Origin of the sequence: Curtobacterium sp. ME-Dv--P-122a (genome assembly GCF_030209645.1) — a bacterium.
Taxonomy (GTDB): Bacteria; Actinomycetota; Actinomycetes; order Actinomycetales; family Microbacteriaceae; genus Curtobacterium; species Curtobacterium flaccumfaciens.
This window is the reverse complement of the sequence record NZ_JARVRO010000006.1, coordinates 189,234-207,932: the sequence shown is the minus strand read 5'-3', so window position 1 is coordinate 207,932 and position 18,699 is coordinate 189,234. Positions and strand designations below refer to the sequence as shown.

Sequence of the window (18,699 nt, the reverse complement as noted above, 5' to 3'; positions counted from 1 at the left end):
ACGTTCCACCCCATCGGCTCCTCGCGCAGCGGGGGCCGGCTCACCCGACCAGGAAGGCCACAGTCATGACCGCAATCGTCCCCTCTGCCGAGACCCTCGTCGAACTCATCCGAACGAGTGTCGAGGAACTGTCCCACGTCAGCGGCGTCGACAAGACGTTCGAAGAACTCGACCTCGACTCGCTCTCGATGGTCGAGATCGCGACCATCGTCGGGCAGACCTACGGTGTCCCGCTCGGCGAAGAAGAGGTCGTCGAGGCCGGTAACTTCATCACGCTGACCGAACTCGTGCAGGCGCGCGTCACGGCGTAGCCCTGACGGAGAGACCGCCTGATCGGATCAGGCAGGCGGACGGCCTCGCGTACACCCCCTGTGCGCGAGGCCGCTGCACGCGGTCATGCGTAGCGGTGACGACTCAGAACTGCCGGTTCGCCACATCCGCCCGGTGCGACACCGCCAGTATGTCCCGCAGCCGCTCGGCGGGCAACGGTGCTCCCTGATCCGCCAGGTAGTCCGCCGCGAACCCCTCGGCACTCGCCGCGTAGATCCCCGTGTACGCCCCGGACTCCGGCTCGAAGCGCCACGACTCGGCCAGGGTCCCGGCGTCCACGGTGTCGAACCCGAGCAGCTGCACGAGCTCGGCGACGACGGCCTTGGCCCGCTCGTCGTCGCCCGCGATCGGCAGCGCGGTGCGGGGGGCGGAGCCGGCGAGGTTCGGGATGTGGTGCGCGACGATGTTGTTGAACGCCTTGACGATCCGCGTGCCGGGCAGGAGCGTCTGCTCGTACTCCGCCGTGGTCGTCGCGAGGGTGTCGAGCTGCTCGATCCGGCCGTCGCGACCGGGGTAGTAGTTGCCCGTCGACAGCACGGTCCGCCCGGCGAAGGCGTCGAGGTCGGGGGCGAGTGCCGGGTAGGCGGTGAGCGGGATCGCGAGGACGGGCACGTCGCCGAACTCGACGGCCTGTCGCACGGTGCCGGCCTGGGCGTGCGGGCCGAGCTCGGCGACGAGGTCCTGCAGCGACTCGGGGCCGCGCGAGTTCGCGATGAGGACGTCGAGGTCGGCGGCGACGGCCAGGCGTGCGATCGCGGTGCCGATGGCGCCGCTGCCGATGATGCCGATGCGGTTCATGTGGTGCCCTCTCAAGGAGGTGGACGTCAAGGGAGGATCGGGGCTTCCCAGCCGCGCCGCGACAGGGCGGAGAGCGCGGCGGAGGACGAGTCGTCGGCCATCGCGGCACCCCGGACCCAGCTGGTCGCCAGGGCGGCGAGGAACAGGTCCCGCGCGCGGACGTCGGCACGCGCACGACCGGAACGCTGGGCGGCGCGGAGGAACTCGTCCGTGGTGGTGATGAACCCCTGGCACGTCAGGGCGAGCGGCGACGAGTCGGACGACGCGGCGGCACGGAGCGGTTCGGGCAGTCCATCGAACGTGCCGGCCCACTCGGTGACCGCGTCGAGCCAGCCGTGCAGGGCGTCGCCGGCGTCGACGGAGCCGTCACGCAGTGCTTCGCGACGGGCCACCAGGTGCTCGTCGCGCACGGCGAGGAGTGCGGCGAGCAGGGCCTCGCGCGTGGGGAAGTGCCGGTACAGGGTGCCGGCGCCGACGCCGGCCTGCTTGGCGATCGCGTCGAGCGAGCCGGTCACGCCGTGCTCGGTGAACGCGCGCTCGGCGACCCGCAGGATGTGGTCCCGATTCCGCAGCGCGTCAGCGCGCGCGCGACGCGGGGAGTGCAGTGAACGCGGTGCGCGCCCGGCGGGAGCGGTCTGCTCGGGCATGGCGGGCCTCCAGGCTGTGGCGTCGAGTACCGGAGAGGCTCTCCGGAATCACCACTGTACAGGAGACCCTCTCCGTTTCGTCGCTGCAGCGCGACGCCCGGGCGTCAGTGCTCCTCGGCAGCCTCCGCCGCGTCCGCCAGGTCCGACCGCGTGTTCGCGTGGATCGGCTCGCTGTGCCCGAAGGTCTTCGCGGCGGCGCGCAGCCGTCCGACGAACTCCCCGTTGTCCATCTCGAGTTCGTCCTCTTCCGCGTCCTCGATGACGATCTCGCTCGAGGGTCCGATGAGGATCTTCGTGGTGGTCATCGTCCCGTCGTCGGCGACGGCGGGCACGTCGACGGTGTCCGCTCGGTCCCCGCCTGCGAGGGCCGCGGCGTACTCGATCACGGCGTCGGCGACGTCGTCACCGACCAGGATCGTGGTGGCGTCGTAGTGGATGTGCTTCATCGCGTACTCCTTCCCGGACCCATACAAACGCGCGGCGCGGGAACCGGCTTCAGGATGACCGCTGCACGCGGTGGTCCGGGGCCGGGGACTCCAGGGCGTTCCACACGTCGCCCCAGATCAGCTCGAAGTCGACGGGGCGGATGCGGTCGGCCCGGAGCGCCTGCTCCAGGATCGACAGCGCGTCCAGGGAGCCGGTGAGCAGGCGTTCGTCGCCGTGGACCTCGCGGCGGCCGTCGCCCAGGAACGTCGTCACGGTGACGGACCGCACCCGCGGTCGCAGCGTGCGGGTGGCGCGGGCGAGGACCGCGAAGCCGCCGCCGTAGACGAGCAGCGCGGTGGTCGTGCCGACGGCGGGGACCGAGACGGCGAGCACCAGGGCGGCGAGGGCGACGACCGCCCCGACGGCCGGCCAGACGTGCCAGGCACGCAGCAGCAGGCGCTCGCCGGTGGTCGTGCCGGGCGGGAACACGACGAGGGTCCGCGAGCTCCACAGCGTCCGCCCGACGGGGCGGATCGTGTACCGGCCCCACAGGTGGGTGCCGTCGAGCAGCCGGGTGCGGACCGGCAGCGCGACGGTCATCGACCCACCGGCGCGAGTTCGGTGCGCACCGGCGCGAGTTCCGCCCGGACCGGCGCGAGTTCCGCCCGGACCGGCTCGACGACGTCGCGGTGCCGGACGGTCGCCAGGCACGGGAAGCAGACCAGGTCGCCTTCGCGGACGTCGGCGGGCAACGGAGCCGGGAGGCGGTGGAACGGACCGTCGGCCTGACCGTCACAGCGGGTGACGACGTACATCGGGGAGAGGGGAGCGGTGCTCCGGCGTCCGATCAGGCGCACCTGGTCGAGCACGGCGCAGGTCGGCAGCACCGCGTCCAGTTCCAGGAGCACCACCCCGGTGCGCGGTCGCCGCACCCGGGTGACCGACGCGACGGCGACGCTCACGTCGCGGGGTGTCCAGCCGCGCGGACGGTACCGGGGCGGGGACTGCTCGGCGGTGTGCACGGTCGGGGTGCCGGTGAGGTCGGCGAGCCGGACCATCGAGATCGCCGAGACCAGCAGGTCGTCGGTGGTCGCGACGGTGTGGGCCGGCCAGAGGAACGGGTCCATCGGATCGGGGAGCGACGCGCGGAGCGTCGGCATGATCGCAGTCAGTGTCACGACCACACGCTCTCGCGCGCTCGAGCAGCGCGGAAGGCCTCCTGACGGAACCCCTACGGTCGGCGGCGGAGTCCTGACGGAGCGCTCACCGGCGGGTGGCCGAGCGCAGGGCTGCGGTCCACCCGAGGGAGATCATGCCGGCACCGATCAGGGTCTTCACCACACCACCGAGGACGAACGGGTACAGCCCGTACTGCAGGGTCTGCTGCAGGTCGAGGCCGAGTGCCACCGCGAGCCAGGCCATCCCGGCCACGAAGGTGACGACGGTGCCGAGGGCGAAGGACAGCAGCGCGTTCCGCAGCGGGCGGTCGCCGAAGCGCTCAGCGACCCAGCCGACCAGGGCCGCGGCAGCGACGAAGCCGACGATGTACCCGCCCGAGGGGCCGACGAGCACGCCGACCCCGGCCGAACCGTCCGCGAAGACCGGCAGCCCGACGACACCGAGCAGCGCGTAGACGAGCATCGACAGGGCACCGCGACGGGCACCGAGGGCACTGCCGACGAGCAGCACGGCCAGGGTCTGCCCGGTGATCGGGACGGGCCAGATCGGCACGGACACCTGCGCGGCACCGGCGGTCAGCAGCGCACCGCCGAGGACCAGCGCGGTGCTGACGACGGCAGTGCGGGGGAGCAGGGCGTCGGCGAGCGGACGGTGTGCGGCGGGGGTGATCGTGGTCATGGTGACTCCTTGCAGAGGGGAGAGGGAGGGTCAGACCGCGACGGCGGCCAGCAGGGACTCGGCGTCGCGCCGGGCCTCGGCCACGGCGGCGGTGTCGAGGCCGCAGGCGCGCAGGCAGGTCGCCACGAGGGCATCGCGGTCGGCGTCCTGCACGGGGCCGGACCGGCGGAGCTGGATGACGGTCTCGGTGATCTGGATGAGCACCGCACCGAGGCGCGACGGCGAGACACCGGCGGCGACGTCCGGGGTGGCAGCGCGCGAGCCGAGGCGCCCGTAGGCCTCCTGGAGTTCGACGCGCTCGGCCCGGAACCCGTCGTAGCGCTCGCCCTGCACCTCGGGCAGCAGGTAGAGCGTGCCGATGTTGTGCGGCGTGCGGGCGAGGGTGTCCACGTCGGCGACGACCAGCGCGGCGAGGGCCCCGGCTGCCGAGGCCGACTCCGGCACGAGATGCTCGAGGCCGCGGACCAGCTCGAGGCTCGGGCGCACCGAGGTCGTGAGCAGCTCGACGAGCATGTCGTCCTTGCCGGCGAAGTGGTAGTACAGCGAGGCCTGCCGGATCCCGACCCGTTCGGCGATCGCCCGGGTCGAGGTCGCGCTGATGCCGTTCTCGACGAACAGCGCGGCGGCGGCGTCGAGGATCTGGTCGCGCGGGCTCAGCGCGGAGTCGGCGTTCGGCACGACCCGCGGTCGGCCGGGGCGCACGGGCCGGTCGTCGGGGGACATGCCCCCATCCTGACAGCCGGTGTCCGTCACGACTGCTCCCGGTACGCGCGCCAGCCGCCGTGGTGGGTGATGTCCTCGGCGCCCTCGACCGCGAACGGCTCGACCAGGAACCCGGTGACCTCGGTGCCGTCGTCGAGCGCCACGGTGCCGATCGCCATCGGTGCCGGCAGGGCCGCGACGAAGGTGCCGAAGCCGGCGGCGGGCAGGCGCCAGACCTCCCCGACGATGCCCGAGCCCGAGCCCGAGCCCGAGCCCGACCCAGGCGCAGCAGCGCCGGACGCGACCGGACCCACGCGGACCAACCCGGGCTTGGGCGGCACCGTGTCGAGGGCGTACAGCCGGTAGTCGGACGCGGTGCGGGCCTCCCGGACGAACGATCCGCCGGACGCGACCAGCTGTCCGTTCAGCGGCTGCCCGCGCAGGTGCGCCCCGACGACCAGCAGGTCGACGGTCGGGGCGGCGAACGCGGCGGCCAACGCCGCCAGGCGCCGGTCGCTGAACGCCGGGCCGGTGAGCATGACGCCGAAGGGCAGGCCGTCGACGAAGCCGGCGGGCACCGCGAGCGAGGCCATGTCGAGCAGGTTCGCGAAGTTCGTGTACCGACCCATCCGGCTGTTCGCGCCGATCGGATCGGCCGCGACCTGCTCGAGCGTCGGGTGCCACGTCGTCGTCGGGGTGAGCAGGGCGGTCGTGCCCTCGAGTGCAGCGCGACCCGCTGCCCCGAACGCGTCGAGCCGTTCCTGGTCGGCGAAGAGCTCCGCGGCGGTCGGTCGTGCGCCACCGAGCACGATCGCGGCGACCGACGGGTCGAGGTCGGCACCGACCTCGTCGCGGTGGGCCTCGATGTGGGCGCCGACGGCCGCGTACCGCTCGGCGACGAACGCGCCGTCGTAGAGCAGTGACGCGGCGTCGAGCAGGGGTGCGATGTCGACCTCGACCACCTGGTGTCCGAGCGCACGGAACCGGTCGACGGCCGCGGCGAACGCCTCGGCCCAGCCGGGTGCGAGTCCCTCGAGCTGCGACGGCAGCGGCACCGCGATGCGCGGGACGGCCGGCAGGTCGGCGAGGGCGAGGTCGGGCCGCGCGAGGGGGTCGACGCCGTCCGGACCGGCCATCAGCTCGGCCGCCGTGCGCGCCAGGTCCAGCGACCGGGCGAACACCGTGACGCAGTCCTGCGAGCGGCAGGCGGGGACGACGCCCGTGTTCGGCACGAGCCCCTTCGTCGGCTTCACCCCGACCAGGTTGCCGAGCGCGGCGGGCACCCGGCCGGACCCGGCGGTGTCGGTGCCGAGCGCGAAGTCGACGATGCCCAGCGCGACCGCCGTGGCGGAACCGCTCGACGACCCGCCGGAGATCCGCGTCGGGTCCCAGGCGTTCCGGACCGCACCGAACGGCGACCGGGTGCCGACCAGGCCGGTGGCGAACTGGTCGAGGTTCGTCTTGCCGACGACGACGGCGCCGGCGGCGCGGAGCCGGGCGACGGCGGTGGCGTCGGCGGCGGGGTCGTGGGCGTAGGAGCGGGCGGCTGCGGTGGTGGGCAGGCCGGCGACGTCGATGTTGTCCTTCACGGCGAACAGCAGGCCGGCCAGGGGCAGGGACGGGTCCACGGCGAGGGCCTCGGCCAGCACGTCGGTGCGGTCACGCAGGGTGATCCAGACCTCGGGGCGGTCGACGGCGTCGATGCGGGCGAAGGCGTCGCGGACGCGGGCCGCGGCGGACGTCGTGGCGGCCGCGGTGGCGGCGGTCGGGCCGGCGCTCGCCACGCCGATCCCGCTCACGCTGCCGCTCCGATCGCGGCGAGGACCTGGCCCGGCGCGACCTGGTCGCCCGGCTTGATGTACACCTCGAGCACGTGGCCCGGCACCGGTGCGTGCACCATCGACTCCATCTTCATCGCCTCCACGGCCAGCAGCTTCTGCCCCTCGTCCACACGGTCACCCGGGCGGACGTCCACCTGCCACACGGTCGAGGTGAAGGGGGCGTACACGGCGGTCGACCCCTCGGGCACGGTCACGGCGTCGGCCACCACGGCGGCCGGTTCGTCACGGACGTCGAACTCGCCCGATGCCCGCCACCGCTCCTTCTCCTCGCCGAACGCCTGCGCCTGCTGCGCTCGGAAGTCCGCGATGGACCCGGCGTTGTCGGCCAGGAACCGGTTGTAGGACGCGATCGAGAACTCGCCCTCGACGGTCTCGAACGAGCCCCGTCCGGCGTCCGTCTCGGCGCGCAGCTCGAGCAGTTCGTCGGCACCGACCGGGTACCACTCGATCCGGTCGAAGAACCGCAGCGCCCACGGGTTCTCCTGGAACAGCCCGCCGCGGCGGAACCGGTTCCAGATCTGCACGGTGCGGCCGACGAACTGGTAGCCGCCGGGACCCTCCATGCCGTAGATGCACAGGTACGCGCCACCGATGCCGACGGAGTTCTCGGCGGTCCAGGTGCGGGCCGGGTTGTACTTCGTCGTGACCAGGCGGTGCCGGGGGTCGAGCGGGGTCGCGACCGGGGCACCGAGGTACACGTCGCCCAGGCCGAGCACCAGGTAGCTCGCGTCGAACACGGTGCGGAAGACGTCGTCGACGCTCTCGAGCCCGTTGATGCGACGGATGAACTCGATGTTCCACGGCGTCCACGGGGCGTCGTTCCGGACGCCGTTCATGTACCGCTCGATCGCCAGGCGGGTGGCCGGGTCGTCCCACGACAGCGGCAGCCTGACGGTGCGTGACGGCACGACGAGCTGGTCGGTCGGCGGGATCTCGTCCTCGAGCTCGCGGAGCAGCCCCGCCACGTCGCGCGCCTTGAGCACGGAGGCGTCGGTGTGCACCTGCAGGGAGCGGATGCCCGGCGTGATGTCGAGGATCCCCTTCGGCGTGTGCTCCTGCAGCTTCGTCATGAGCGCGTGCACGCGCATCCGCAGCGCGATGTCGAGGGTCATGTCGCCGTACTCGACGAGCACGTTGTCGTCGCCGTCGCGTCGGTACGCGACGCTCGGCCGCACGTCGGTCGTGTCCAGGCGGGCGATCACGCCGTCGTCGCCGTCGCCTCCGGTGCGCGGCACCGTCCTGGAGGCCCGGTGCGCGTCGAGCGCGGCGGCGTCGGCTTCGCGGACGGGGACGAACCGGACCGTGTCACCCGGTCGGAGCTGGCCCAGCTTCCACAGGTCGCCGCTGGCGACCACGGCGGGGCAGACGAAGCCGCCGAGCGACGGCCCGTCCGGGCCGAGGATGATCGGGGTGTCCCCGGTGAAGTCGATCGCACCGACGGCGTACGGGGTGTCGTGGATGTTCGACGGGTGCAGACCGGCCTCGCCGCCGTCGGTCCGTGCCCACTCCGGCCGCGGGCCGATGAGTCGGATGCCGGTGCGTGCCGAGTTGTGGTGCACGGCGTAGTCGGTGGCGTAGAAGACGTCGAGGTCGTCGCGGGTGAAGAAGTCCGGCGCCGCGTGCGGCCCCTCGGTGACGGCGATCTCCCACGCGTCGGTGAGCGCGGTGCGGCGGTCGGCCGGGGTCGGACCGCCCACCAGGCCCAGACGCGTGCCGGACGGGAACGCCGGGTGCGGGGCGTCCGAGTCCGGGGAGCCCGGGCGCAGGACGTCGCCGGCGAGCAGGGCCCGACCGGCGTGACCGCCGAAGCCACCGAGCGTGAAGGTCGCGGTCGAGCCGAGGTACGTCGGCACGTCGAAGCCGCCCCGGACCGCCAGGTAGGTGCGGAGGCCCGGACCGGGTGCCGTGCCGATCGCCAGGGTCTGGCCGGCGCCGACCTCGACGGGCTCCCACAGCGCCACGGGTTCACCGTCGAGGGTGACCGGCGCCGGCGAACCCGTGAGCGCGACCACCGCGGCGGCCGAGAACCGGAGCGTCGGGCCGGTGGCGGTGACCTCGAGCGCGGGGGCACCCTCCGGGTTGCCCACGGCGCGGTTCGCCTCGGCGAAGGACGCCGCGTCGAACGGGCCGCTCGGCGGGACGCCCACCTGCCAGTACCCGACCCGGCCCGGCAGGTCCTGGATCATCGTCATGGTGCCCGGTGCGACGACGTCGATGCGCGGGTCCGGGTCCTCGGTCGCGTCGAGCGTCGAGGTGGAGTGCGTGGCGGTGCGGAGCTCGAGGTCGTCGGTCAGCGCGCGGAGCAGCCCGGCGTTCGTGACGATGCCGTCGATGCGGGTGGCCGCGAGCCCGTCGCGCAGCAGGTCGAGGGCGTCGTCGCGGGTCTCCCCGGTGGCGATCACCTTGGCGAGCATCGGGTCGTAGAACGCGGACACCTCGGAGCCGGTCTCGACCCAGCCGTCGACGCGGATGCCGGTGCGCTCGCCGGATGCCGTGGTCGCGCTCGGGAACACGGCCTGGGTGACGAGGCCGCTGGAGGGCAGCGAGCCCTTCGCCGGGTCCTCGGCGTAGACACGGGCCTCGACGGCGTGGCCGTTCGGGGTCCAGGTGCGGTCGAACACGTCGGGGTCGATGCCGGCGGCACCGTCGCGGGCCAGGCGGAGCATGAGCTCGACGAGGTCGACACCGAAGACCTCTTCCGTGACCGGGTGCTCGACCTGCAGGCGGGTGTTCACCTCGAGGAACGACGCCTCTTCGCGCACCGGGTCGTAGACGAACTCGACGGTGCCGGCGCTGCGGTACCCGACGCTCTCGGCCAGGCGGCGTGCGGACGCGTGCAGCTCGGCGCGGACGTGCTCGGGGAGCGCCGGTGCCGGGGCCTCCTCGATGACCTTCTGGTTGCGGCGCTGCAGGGAGCAGTCGCGGTCGCCGATCACCGCGACGCGGCCCTCGCCGTCGCCGAAGAGCTGGACCTCGACGTGCCGGGCCGGCCGCACGAGTCGTTCGAGGAAGATGCCGGCCGACCCGAAGTTCGCAGTCGCCAGGCGGACGACGCTCGTGTAGGCCTCACGGACCTCGTCGAGGGTCGAGCACGCCTGCATGCCGATCCCGCCGCCACCCCCGGTGGCCTTGAGCATGACGGGCAGCCCGATGCGCTCGGCCTCGGCCACGGCGTCGTCGACGCTGGCGAGCAGTCCGGTGCCGGCGAGCATCGGGACCCCTGCCGCGGCGGCCAGCTCGCGGGCGGTGTGCTTCGCGCCGAACCGGACGATCTGGTCGGCGGTCGGCCCGACGAACCGGATGCCGGCGTCCTCGCAGGCCTGGGCGAACTCGGTGTTCTCGGACAGGAACCCGTAGCCGGGGTGCACCAGCCCGGCGCCGGTGTCCTTCGCGGCCTGCACGACCGCGTCGATGCGCAGGTACGAGTCGCGGGCGGGTGCGGGACCGAGCCGGACGGCGGTGTCGGCCTCGCGGACGTGGGGTGCCGCGCGGTCGGCGTCCGAGTAGACGGCGACGGTGCGCATGCCGAGCGCCTTCGCGGAGCGGATGATGCGACGGGCGATCTCACCGCGGTTCGCGACGAGGACGGTGTCCGTGCTGAGGGCGGGGGTCTGGTTCACGGTGGCGGTCCCGGTGGGGTCGGGCGCGGCGGTCACGGCTGGACCACGATCATGCGCAGCGGTGTGCAGGAGAAGTCGTTGCAGGGGTTGTTCATCTGCGGGCAGTTCGAGACGACGACGAGCACGTCCCGCTCGGCACGGATCGCGACCCGCTTGCCGGGGGCGCTCATGCCGTCGACGATCCCGAGGGCGCCGTCGGCCTCGACCGGCACGTTCATGAACCAGTTGAGGTTCGACACGATGTCGCGGGCACCGAGTCCGTGGCGGCCGGCCTCGGCCAGGAAGTTCTCGCGGCAGCCGTGCTGGTACTGGGTGTGGTGCCCGTACCGCAGGGTGTTCGACTCCTTCGAGCACGCGCCGCCGATGGTGTCCTGCCGGTCGATCTCGTTCGCGACGACGGTCATCAGCGGGCGGCCCTCGTTCGACATCAGGACGGTGCCGGTCCGGACGTACGCGTTGCCCTGTGCGGCGAGGGTGTCCGGCACGCTGTACCGCTCGTCGGGGTCGTGGGCGTCGTAGAGCAGGCAGTCGGCGCTCTGGTTGCCGCCGACGTCGACGATGGTGAGCACCTCGCCGGCGCGGACCACGGCGGACCACGGCGCCAGCGGGGCGACCCGGTCGTCGCGGACCACGGCGCCCGGCACCAGGGACTCGCTCCAGTCGAGGGCGACGTCCGGGTCGTGGACGGCTCCGACCGGGACGGTGGAGGTGGGGGTGTGGGTCGTCGTGTCGGTCATCACAGGCCTCGGGCTTCCGCGTGGTCGATCGAGTTCAGGTAGGCGCGGGTGAGTTCCGGCGTCGCGGTGAACCGCTCGTCGGCCGCGGTCGTCGGGGCCCCGCGCCATGCGTGCACCCGCAGTGGTCCGACCGCGTAGTCCGGGCGCGGGTCGATCGGGTGCGCGACGTTCGCGACCAGGACGAGCAGCGGCAGCTCGGCGACGAGCGTGACGTGGGTGCCCGCGCCGGCCGAACCGGTGAAGGTCATCGCCCCCTCGGCGTCGATCCGCACGCCCTGGAAGAACGAGATGCTCGGCGGCAGGTCCCGCTTGGTGAGCCCGTGCTTGGCGGCGGCCTTCGCGAACAGCGACCGACCGCTCGGGGTGCGCCCCTCGGGTGCCGCGTCGCCGTACTTCCGCTCGTTCCAGGCGTCGGTCGAGGTGCCGCAGAACGCGTCGTGGTGCCCCGAGGTGTCCTCGAGCACGGTCGCGAGCGCTCGGCCGTCCCCGCTCAGCAGGGGCGAACCCTGGCCCAGGTACGCCTGCCACGGGATCTTCTGGGTGTCGGCGACGTTGAGCCGTTCCCACGGTTCGAGCGCGTTGAACACCAGGACGTTGGCGCAGGCCTGACCCGTAGGGTCGTCGAACCGCAGCCGTGACCCGCGGGCCAGCACCTTGTGCGTGTACCCCCCCGGCGCCACCGTCTCGGCCCAGACGAGCTGAGCGGGGTCGACGCCATGGGGGGCGAACGGTGACGACGACGCCGGCAGGTACGGCATGTACTCGGACTGCGAGCCGGCCTGGGCACGTGCGTCGGACCGGGAGGCGAGCACGCTGTCGGTCTGGTGGAGGTCGCGCATGGGGTTCCTTCCGGATCAGGCTTCGACGGAGGCGGCGGTCGGGCTCGCCGCAGTCGCGGCTGAGGGGACGGGCACCGCCGCGGTGGTGGGGACCTCGGCCAGGGTGATCGGCCCGTGTGTGCGGTGCCGCCAGCTCGACCACGCCCAGCCGACGAGCAGCACGCCGCCGATGAACAGCAGGGCGCTGTACTGCAGCCACCACGAGGTGCCGGTCAGGTCGTAGATCTCCGGCCGGGGCCAGATGAGGTTGATCGCCATGCCGATCTGGAACGCCACGGCCAGGGCGTTCAGCGGGATGCCCCAGCGACCGAGGGTGAACAGCGGCTTGCCGTCCTCGTCGACCCCGGTCGGCAGCCCGGTACGACGGAGCTTGATCCGCTGGACCAGCAGCGGCCCGGTGACGCCGAGGTAGGCCAGGTAGAGCATCGCGATGCACAGGCTCGACAGGGCGGTGAAGATCGCGGACTGCCCGATGTTGACGGCGAGGGCCAGCCCGGCGCCGACCCCGACGACGATCGACGCGGCGATCGGGGTGCCGGTGCGGGGCGAGACGCGGGCCAGGGTGCGGTGGAAGGGCAGCGCCTTCTCGCGGGCCATCGAGTAGACCATCCGGGCACCGGCGGTCTGCACGGCGAGGGTGCAGGCGAAGACCGCGACGGCGACGGTGCAGAGCAGGAGTCGACCGAAGACGTCGCCGAGGGTCGAGGTGATCACCCAGGCGAGTCCCTGCGTGGCGAGCTTGCCGTCGGTCAGGCTCGGGGCGGCGACGAGGGCGCCGATGATGAGCAGCCCGCCGCCGAGGCCGGAGACCGTGAGCGCCCGGACGATCGTCTTCGGGGTGGTCCGGCGCGGGTTGTGGGTCTCCTCGGCGAGCTCACCGGCCGAGTCGAAGCCGACCATCACGTACGCGGCCATCAGCGAGGAGGCCAGGAACGCCCACACGTACGGCTCGGTGCTCGTCGACCCGGTGGTCGTGAACACCACGGAGGCGCTGCGGTGCGGCAGCAGGAACAGGGCGCCGATGAGCACGACGACGCCGATGATCTCGATGAGCACGCCGAAGCTCGTCACGCGGGCCATCAGCCGGACGCTCGTGATGTTCACGATCGTCGTCACGGCGAGCATCACCAGCCCGAGGACCACCGCGTTCGCGGCACCGGTCGGCGACGCGACGGACGGGTCCGCGCCCGGACCGCCGACGACCTGGAACCCGTCCCAGATCGCGGGGAGCACGGCCTGCACGGCGATGGCCGCCACCGCGACGGTGAGGATCTGGCCGATGATCATCGTCCAGCCGGTGAACCAGCCGAAGCGGGCTCCGGCCAGGCGGCTCGACCACTGGAAGATCGCGCCGGAGATCGGCCAGCGGGCCGCGAGCTGCGCGAAGTTCAGCGCGACGAGCAGCTGGCCACCGAAGACGAGCGGCCACGCCCAGAAGAACGCAGCACCGCCCAGCCCGAAGCCGAGTCCGAACAGCTGGAAGACCGTGGTGAGGATCGAGACGAAGGAGAAGCCCGCCGCGAAGGAGGAGAACGAGCCGACCCCGCGGTGGAGTTCCTGCTCGTAGCCGAGGCGGGCGAGCCCCTGGGTGTCGACGTCGGACGTGGCGCGCGGTGCGTGGAGCGGTGCTTGCGGAGAACGCATGACTGCAGACCTTTCGCGGAGTACCTGTCGGGTGACAGGTAGTGCGACAAGTGTCTTGCGGCCCTGTGTCGGCGCCGTTGCCCGTCTGTTTCGAGTGCGTGACGGCAGGCCCCGGCGTGTAAATGTTCCGAGTCGGCGGGCGGATCAGCGGTGGGGGATCACCGGGGGGTCACTCGACGTCCACGTCCCGCTTGCCGCGGCGGACGATGAGCGGGTCCGGCTTGCCGATGACGTCGGCGGCCTTGTCCGGGTAGTCGAACTGCGTCAGGAAGTACCGCATCGCGTTGAGCCGCGCGCGCTTCTTGTCGTTCGACCGCACGATCGTCCACGGCGCGTAGCGCTTGCTCGTCCGGGTGAACATCGCCGTCTTCGCCTCGGTGTAGTCCTCCCACCGGTCGAGCGACAGCAGGTCGATGTCGGACAGCTTCCACCGTCGCACCGGGTCGAGCTGTCGCATCGCGAACCGGGTCCGCTGCTCGCGCCGGGTCACCGAGAACCAGAACTTCGTCAGGTGGATGCCGGAGTCGACGAGCATCCGCTCGAACTGCGGCACCTGGGTCATGAACGACTCGTACTCGTCGTCGCTGCAGAACCCCATCACCCGTTCGACGCCGGCACGGTTGTACCAGGAGCGGTCGAACAGGACCATCTCACCGGCGGCCGGCAGGTGCTGCACGTAGCGCTGGAAGTACCACTCACCGCGCTCGCGCTCGGTCGGCTTGCTCAGCGCGACGACCCGCGAGGTCCGGGGGTTGAGGTGCTCCGTGAACCGCTTGATCGTGCCGCCCTTGCCCGCGGCGTCACGCCCCTCGAAGAGCACCACGACCTTCTGGCCGGTGTCCTCGAGCCAGTACTGGCACTTCAGCAGCTCGATCTGCAGCAGGTACTTCTGGTACTCGTACTCGTCCCGCGGCAGGCGCTCCGAGTACGGGTAGTCGTCCTGCCAGGTGAGCACCGGGTTGCCGTGCGGGTCGATCAGCTCCGGGTCGGCCGTCTGACCGTCCGCGACGCTGTACCCCTCGGTCCGCAGCTGTTCGATGTACTCCCGCAACGGCTGCGAGTACGGCGCTGTGTCCACGGTGTCCTCCCTCTGCGAGCCGATCGGCTGTCGGCCCCAGGGCCATCCTGGCCCGGCCACCCGCACGACCGCCCCACGCCTCGCCCTGGACGCGACCCGATGACGGCCTGGAGGCGCGGTGCGGGCCCGCCCCGTGCCTCCCGACCGCATGTGGCCCTTCACAGGCATGATGGGGCCATGACGGACCAGGCCGAGATGATCCACCCCGAGATCGCACCGAGCGGAGACGGGTGCGTCGAGTGCGACGCGACCGGCTCGTGGTGGGTGCACCTGCGCCGCTGCGCGGCGTGCGGCCACGTCGGCTGCTGCGACGACTCCCTCAACACGCACGCGACGCGGCACTGGGAGGAGACCGGGCACGCGGTCATCCAGAGCTACGAGCCCGGCGAGACCTGGGCGTGGGACTACCGCGACGACACCCGTTCCGAGGGGCTCGAGCTCGCTGCCCCCACCAGCCACCCCGTGACGCAGGCAGTCCCCGGGCCGGCGGATCGCCTTCCCGGGGACTGGTTGGAACTGCTCGGCGGATCGCGCTGATCCGCGGCGGTCGTCAGGTCAGACGGCCGCGGTCGCCTCGTCGCGGTGCGGGAGCTTCCAGCCCGGACGCACGAAGTGGCAGGTGTAGCCGTGCGGGTTCTTCTCGAGGTAGTCCTGGTGCTCGTCCTCGGCCTCCCAGAACGGGCCGGCCGCGGTGACCTCGGTGACGACCTTGCCGGGCCAGATGCCCGACGCGTCGACGTCCGCGATGGTGTCGAGTGCGACCTGCTTCTGCTCGTCGGTCGTGTAGAAGATGGCCGAACGGTAGCTGCGACCGATGTCGTTGCCCTGGCGGTCCTTCGTCGACGGGTCGTGGATCTGGAAGAAGAACTCCAGCAGGTCCCGGTACGAGATCTGGGACGGGTCGAAGACGATCTCGACCGACTCGGCGTGGTCGCCGTGGTTGCGGTACGTCGCGTTCGGCACGTCGCCGCCGGAGTAGCCGACGCGGGTGCTGACGATGCCGGGACGACGACGGAGGAGCTGCTGCGCTCCCCAGAAGCATCCGCCGGCGAGGATGGCGGTCTCGGTGGTGGTCATGGTGGCCTCCTGGGCTCTCGTGTCACTGGCTGCGACACCGTGTGGTGCAACCGGCAACAGGGACGATCTGTTCCCGTCGTCAGGTCCGCTGTGGGGCACGGACCCACCCGGGTGTGCGGTCGGTACGACTCGACCCTACGAGTCCGTGCTCCGTGTCACCCCTGCGGTACGGTCAGCCTCACATGAAGCGGTCATCCATCGACGAAGTCCAGCGCCGTCCACGTGGTTGGTGGCTGCTCGGACTCGCGTTCTGTTTCCTCGTCTTCCTCGAGGTGTTCGTGGCGATCGGCTCGCTGCCGGGGATGCTCGCCGCGCACCTGCAGTACACGCCGTGTGGCTCCGACGAGACGGTGCGGTGTTCGTACGTCGTCGGGGAGACCGCACAGTTCCTCGTGCCGCTCCTCGCACTCGTCGTCGCGATCACGACCTGGGTCATCGGGGCGTCCGGTGCTCCCACGGTGCGGCGACAGGTGCTGATACCCACGATCGGCCTCGTGGTCATCGTCCTGATCTTCGTGCTCGGTGTCGTCGCGATCGATCTGTCGATCCGATGACGGTCGTGAACCGAACTCGCCGCCACACGCTCCCGAGGAGCTGATGCCGTTCACTCCAGCTCGGTTTCGAGACAGGGTCGACTGCGAGGTGGATCACGTCGTCGACGGACACAGGAGCGCTGGTCTCGGTGCCCTATAGCCGATCGGCTTTCGGACACGTCATTCGCGGGAAGATTGTCCTACCCACTTGTGTGCTGGACTCCCTCCGCAGCTCATCCCTGCCGTCGACAGTCGTGGTCGCTAGTGTCATGGCAGGATCGACCCACACAGAATCCCTCCGGAGTTGACATGAGCGTGCGCGTGCCCATACGTGGGGTGACCCTCGAGTGGGCCCGCACCGCGATGGGTATCAGCGCCGAAGAGCTCGCCCGGAGCGCTGCCGTGAAGCCGACGCAGGTGGAGCAGTGGGAGGCCGGTGACGTCGCTCCTACCCTTCCGCAGCTGCGGAAGGTGGCGCACCATCTCGAACGCACGATCGCGTTTTTCCTCACCGACCCGCCGGCGTCTACCGGGGTGCCCGCCGTGGTCGACTTCCGCGGCGCAACCGCCGGCACCGTCCCAAGCGTGGTGCGGCGCGAGACTAAACGTGCCGAGCAGTACCGCGACACCACCCTCGAACTCGACGGTCCGCCCGCTGCGCAGCTCCGACTCGAGCCGTTCGAACGCCGCACCCTCGCTGCTGCCGCAGCCGCGCTCCGGCGGCAGCTGCTCGCCGTCCTCCCGGAAGGCAAACCGCGGACGCCGGGGGAGGGGTTCAACCGGTGGAGGGAGGCTCTCGAGGCGCTTGGGGTGCTGGTGTTCCAGAGCACCGGTGTGCCGCGCAGCACCTACCGGGGGCTGTCCGTGTTTCACGAGCAGTACCCGATCATCCTCGTCAACGGCGCCGACGCCGCGAACGGGAAGATCTTCACCCTGTTCCACGAGCTAGGCCACCTCAGCAACCGGTCCAGCGGTGTGTGTGTTGAGCAAGAAGACGGCCGTGAAGAGTCCCTCTGTAATGCGTTTGCAGCCGAGGTCCTGATGCCCGCCTCGGACGTGCGCCGCCGCGTCACGCGCGGCGGTCGGGCCGACATGGTGCGCCAGGTCGTCAGCACGTACGGGGTGAGCACGCTCGCGGCCGCGATCCGCCTGCACAGCCTGCAGCTGATCGAGACGGTGGACCTGGAACAGGTGCGGCAGGAGTCCGATGACGTTTGGCAGCGCGAACGCGACCAGCTCAGCGCCGCCGACGGCCACCCGCCGTACGCGACGCTGCGATACCGCGACCTCGGTCCGACCTATGTCGGCCGGGTGATGCGAGCCCTGCATCAGAACCGCGTTGACTACCTCGAGGCCAGCTACATGCTCGGCGCGAAGATCCCCACGGTCGAGAAGCTCGAGCAGGAGTACCAACGACGAGGTAGCCAGTGACCGACTACACCCTCGACACGAACATCCTCATCCTGCTCAACCGGCACTACCCGCGCGACATCTTCCCCGGCCCCTGGGCTGAACTTGAAGCGCTCATCGACGCCCGGCACGCGTGCATCTGTCGGGAAGTCCTCGACGAACTTGCCCGCGGCGGCGACCAGCTGCACAGCTGGGCGAAGAACGAGACCGGGTTCGTCTGCGAGATCACAGCTGAGGAAATTCCGATCGTTGACGCGATCAGCACTGCGCACCCCGGCTGGGTGCAAGGCACTGCCAACGCTGCCGATCCATGGCTGATCGCACACGCGGCGGCTGGGGGCCGAACGATCGTCACCGAGGAACGCCGCGCTGGCGACAACGTTCAAGATCACAACCAGAGGATCCCCAACGTCGCCACCGAACATCAGGTCGACACGTTGAACTTCTTCGCGCTCGCTCGCGCTGAAGGATGGCAGTTTTCCTCTAACGGGTGATCCGTGTTGGACCGTATGCGGTCCCGGTTGAGGATCGGTCGGTGCGAAGCGAGCCCGATTCGAACAACTCGTATTCCGCGTCGTAGTAACGAGTCGTCCGTCCCTGGCTCGTCAGCCCGAGACGCAGACAGACTCGGCGCGACGCAGCGTTCTCGACGTGGGCAACCGCGATGATCCGGTCGAGCCCGGATGCTGAAGCGTGCCGCAGCAGCAGCTGCGCCGCCTCGGTTGCGTATCCGTGGCCCCACGCATCTGGATGGAAGTGCCAGCCGATCTCGACCTCGGCGGAGGGTTCACGCGTTCCCGAGAGCCTGATGGGTTGCAACATGACCGTGCCGACGGGTGTACCAGTTGCAGTGGCTTCGACCGCCCAGTACCCCAGCACCGGGCCGCTGCGTGCGCGGAGACGACCGATCAAGGCGTGAGCTGCGTCGATGTTCTCCATGACTTTGGGCTCGTGCCCGAGGTAGCGCTGAACGTCCCACCGTGCGTACATGTCAAACACGAACGCAGCGTCATCGGCCGTCCAGGGACGCAAAAGAACACGGCTTCCGGTCAAGTTCGTCACCCGCGAAGCGTACCCACCTGCTCATTACTGGCCGTCTCGATAGCCGATCGGCCACCGGACGCTTTGGCTACTGGTTGGAAGTGATCGCGCAGCGAGGC

The 18,699-nt window shown here is 71.2% G+C and carries 20 protein-coding genes; 5 read left to right on the top strand and 15 right to left on the bottom strand.

Annotation, left to right across the window (positions count from 1 at the left end; translation table 11 throughout):
* The first annotated feature begins 65 nt into the window (after positions 1-65).
* Complete coding sequence (locus QRN49_RS05810) at positions 66-311, top strand: acyl carrier protein (protein WP_284754396.1); 246 nt, start codon at positions 66-68, stop codon at positions 309-311.
* 103 nt (positions 312-414) lie between these two features.
* On the opposite strand, the gene QRN49_RS05805 is transcribed toward QRN49_RS05810, so the two are convergent.
* The 13 genes from QRN49_RS05805 to ppk2 all read right to left on the bottom strand — a co-directional run bounded on the left by QRN49_RS05805 (position 415) and on the right by ppk2 (position 14,519).
* On the bottom strand, positions 415-1,128 hold the full coding sequence (locus QRN49_RS05805; RefSeq protein WP_284754394.1) for an NADPH-dependent F420 reductase: 714 nt from the start codon (positions 1,126-1,128) through the stop codon (positions 415-417).
* A 26-nt stretch (positions 1,129-1,154) separates the two neighbouring features.
* On the bottom strand, positions 1,155-1,775 hold the full coding sequence (locus tag QRN49_RS05800) for a TetR/AcrR family transcriptional regulator (protein WP_284754392.1): 621 nt from the start codon (positions 1,773-1,775) through the stop codon (positions 1,155-1,157).
* 104 nt (positions 1,776-1,879) lie between these two features.
* Entirely contained in the window at positions 1,880-2,221 is a 342-nt protein-coding gene (locus QRN49_RS05795) for a hypothetical protein (protein ID WP_111110199.1), read from the bottom strand.
* 49 nt (positions 2,222-2,270) lie between these two features.
* Positions 2,271-2,801 carry a DUF6611 family protein gene (locus QRN49_RS05790; protein ID WP_128780237.1) on the bottom strand — a complete coding sequence of 177 codons (531 nt, stop codon included), beginning with the start codon at positions 2,799-2,801 and terminating at the stop codon, positions 2,271-2,273.
* Positions 2,798-3,379 (bottom strand): hypothetical protein, encoded by a 582-nt coding sequence (locus QRN49_RS05785; RefSeq protein WP_284754386.1) that lies wholly within the window; start codon positions 3,377-3,379, stop codon positions 2,798-2,800. The genes QRN49_RS05790 and QRN49_RS05785 overlap by 4 nt, the downstream gene beginning before the upstream one ends.
* Before the next feature lie 85 nt (positions 3,380-3,464).
* Positions 3,465-4,058 carry a biotin transporter BioY gene (locus tag QRN49_RS05780; RefSeq protein ID WP_284754383.1) on the bottom strand — a complete coding sequence of 198 codons (594 nt, stop codon included), beginning with the start codon at positions 4,056-4,058 and terminating at the stop codon, positions 3,465-3,467.
* 30 nt (positions 4,059-4,088) lie between these two features.
* A complete protein-coding gene (locus tag QRN49_RS05775; protein ID WP_284754381.1) occupies positions 4,089-4,781 on the bottom strand; it encodes a TetR/AcrR family transcriptional regulator in 693 nt (230 codons plus the stop codon).
* Between the two features lie 26 nt (positions 4,782-4,807).
* Complete coding sequence (atzF, locus tag QRN49_RS05770; protein WP_284754379.1) at positions 4,808-6,559, bottom strand: allophanate hydrolase; 1,752 nt, start codon at positions 6,557-6,559, stop codon at positions 4,808-4,810.
* Positions 6,556-10,257 carry an urea carboxylase gene (gene uca, locus QRN49_RS05765; protein WP_502868978.1) on the bottom strand — a complete coding sequence of 1,234 codons (3,702 nt, stop codon included), beginning with the start codon at positions 10,255-10,257 and terminating at the stop codon, positions 6,556-6,558. Before uca ends, atzF begins: the two co-directional genes overlap by 4 nt.
* The gene (locus tag QRN49_RS05760; RefSeq protein WP_071404758.1) at positions 10,254-10,958 is read right to left on the bottom strand and encodes an urea amidolyase associated protein UAAP2; all 705 of its coding nucleotides are present in this window, start codon (positions 10,956-10,958) and stop codon (positions 10,254-10,256) included. Before QRN49_RS05760 ends, uca begins: the two co-directional genes overlap by 4 nt.
* Positions 10,958-11,797: an urea amidolyase associated protein UAAP1 gene (locus QRN49_RS05755; protein ID WP_284754374.1), complete on the bottom strand. Its 840-nt coding sequence runs from the start codon at positions 11,795-11,797 to the stop codon at positions 10,958-10,960. The genes QRN49_RS05760 and QRN49_RS05755 overlap by 1 nt, the downstream gene beginning before the upstream one ends.
* Positions 11,798-11,812: 15 nt before the next feature.
* On the bottom strand, positions 11,813-13,441 hold the full coding sequence (locus QRN49_RS05750; RefSeq protein WP_284754372.1) for an APC family permease: 1,629 nt from the start codon (positions 13,439-13,441) through the stop codon (positions 11,813-11,815).
* Between the two features lie 169 nt (positions 13,442-13,610).
* Complete coding sequence (gene ppk2, locus QRN49_RS05745) at positions 13,611-14,519, bottom strand: polyphosphate kinase 2 (RefSeq protein WP_027467245.1); 909 nt, start codon at positions 14,517-14,519, stop codon at positions 13,611-13,613.
* 177 nt (positions 14,520-14,696) lie between these two features.
* On the opposite strand from ppk2, the gene QRN49_RS05740 reads away from it, so the two are divergent.
* Complete coding sequence (locus QRN49_RS05740) at positions 14,697-15,056, top strand: UBP-type zinc finger domain-containing protein (RefSeq protein ID WP_071404761.1); 360 nt, start codon at positions 14,697-14,699, stop codon at positions 15,054-15,056.
* Positions 15,057-15,074: 18 nt separating this feature from the next.
* Here QRN49_RS05740 and msrA read toward each other — a convergent pair whose 3' ends face one another.
* Entirely contained in the window at positions 15,075-15,596 is a 522-nt protein-coding gene (msrA, locus tag QRN49_RS05735; protein WP_111024046.1) for a peptide-methionine (S)-S-oxide reductase MsrA, read from the bottom strand.
* A 182-nt stretch (positions 15,597-15,778) separates the two neighbouring features.
* Here msrA and QRN49_RS05730 point away from each other — a divergent pair, with 182 nt between their 5' ends.
* The 3 genes from QRN49_RS05730 (at position 15,779) to QRN49_RS05720 (ending at position 18,033) form a co-directional block, all read left to right on the top strand.
* The gene (locus QRN49_RS05730) at positions 15,779-16,150 is read left to right on the top strand and encodes a hypothetical protein (protein ID WP_284754367.1); all 372 of its coding nucleotides are present in this window, start codon (positions 15,779-15,781) and stop codon (positions 16,148-16,150) included.
* A gap of 315 nt (positions 16,151-16,465) precedes the next feature.
* Positions 16,466-17,560 (top strand): helix-turn-helix domain-containing protein, encoded by a 1,095-nt coding sequence (locus QRN49_RS05725; RefSeq protein ID WP_282818483.1) that lies wholly within the window; start codon positions 16,466-16,468, stop codon positions 17,558-17,560.
* Positions 17,557-18,033 carry a DUF4411 family protein gene (locus tag QRN49_RS05720; protein ID WP_284754365.1) on the top strand — a complete coding sequence of 159 codons (477 nt, stop codon included), beginning with the start codon at positions 17,557-17,559 and terminating at the stop codon, positions 18,031-18,033. The genes QRN49_RS05725 and QRN49_RS05720 overlap by 4 nt, the downstream gene beginning before the upstream one ends.
* On the opposite strand, the gene QRN49_RS05715 is transcribed toward QRN49_RS05720, so the two are convergent.
* On the bottom strand, positions 18,023-18,601 hold the full coding sequence (locus QRN49_RS05715) for a GNAT family N-acetyltransferase (RefSeq protein ID WP_284754363.1): 579 nt from the start codon (positions 18,599-18,601) through the stop codon (positions 18,023-18,025). The genes QRN49_RS05720 and QRN49_RS05715 overlap by 11 nt on opposite strands.
* Positions 18,602-18,699: the final 98 nt, after the last annotated feature.

Bases quoted from the DNA above. Each gene is read 5' to 3' on its own strand.
- QRN49_RS05810 (WP_284754396.1), top strand. From the start codon at position 66: ATGACCGCAATCGTCCCCTCTGCCGAGACCCTCGTCGAACTCATCCGA.
- QRN49_RS05805 (WP_284754394.1), bottom strand. From the start codon at position 1,128: ATGAACCGCATCGGCATCATCGGCAGCGGCGCCATCGGCACCGCGATC.
- QRN49_RS05800 (WP_284754392.1), bottom strand. From the start codon at position 1,775: ATGCCCGAGCAGACCGCTCCCGCCGGGCGCGCACCGCGTTCACTGCAC.
- QRN49_RS05795 (WP_111110199.1), bottom strand. From the start codon at position 2,221: ATGAAGCACATCCACTACGACGCCACCACGATCCTGGTCGGTGACGAC.
- QRN49_RS05790 (WP_128780237.1), bottom strand. From the start codon at position 2,801: ATGACCGTCGCGCTGCCGGTCCGCACCCGGCTGCTCGACGGCACCCAC.
- QRN49_RS05780 (WP_284754383.1), bottom strand. From the start codon at position 4,058: ATGACCACGATCACCCCCGCCGCACACCGTCCGCTCGCCGACGCCCTG.
- QRN49_RS05775 (WP_284754381.1), bottom strand. From the start codon at position 4,781: ATGTCCCCCGACGACCGGCCCGTGCGCCCCGGCCGACCGCGGGTCGTG.
- QRN49_RS05760 (WP_071404758.1), bottom strand. From the start codon at position 10,958: ATGACCGACACGACGACCCACACCCCCACCTCCACCGTCCCGGTCGGA.
- QRN49_RS05755 (WP_284754374.1), bottom strand. From the start codon at position 11,797: ATGCGCGACCTCCACCAGACCGACAGCGTGCTCGCCTCCCGGTCCGAC.
- QRN49_RS05750 (WP_284754372.1), bottom strand. From the start codon at position 13,441: ATGCGTTCTCCGCAAGCACCGCTCCACGCACCGCGCGCCACGTCCGAC.
- QRN49_RS05740 (WP_071404761.1), top strand. From the start codon at position 14,697: ATGACGGACCAGGCCGAGATGATCCACCCCGAGATCGCACCGAGCGGA.
- msrA (WP_111024046.1), bottom strand. From the start codon at position 15,596: ATGACCACCACCGAGACCGCCATCCTCGCCGGCGGATGCTTCTGGGGA.
- QRN49_RS05730 (WP_284754367.1), top strand. From the start codon at position 15,779: ATGAAGCGGTCATCCATCGACGAAGTCCAGCGCCGTCCACGTGGTTGG.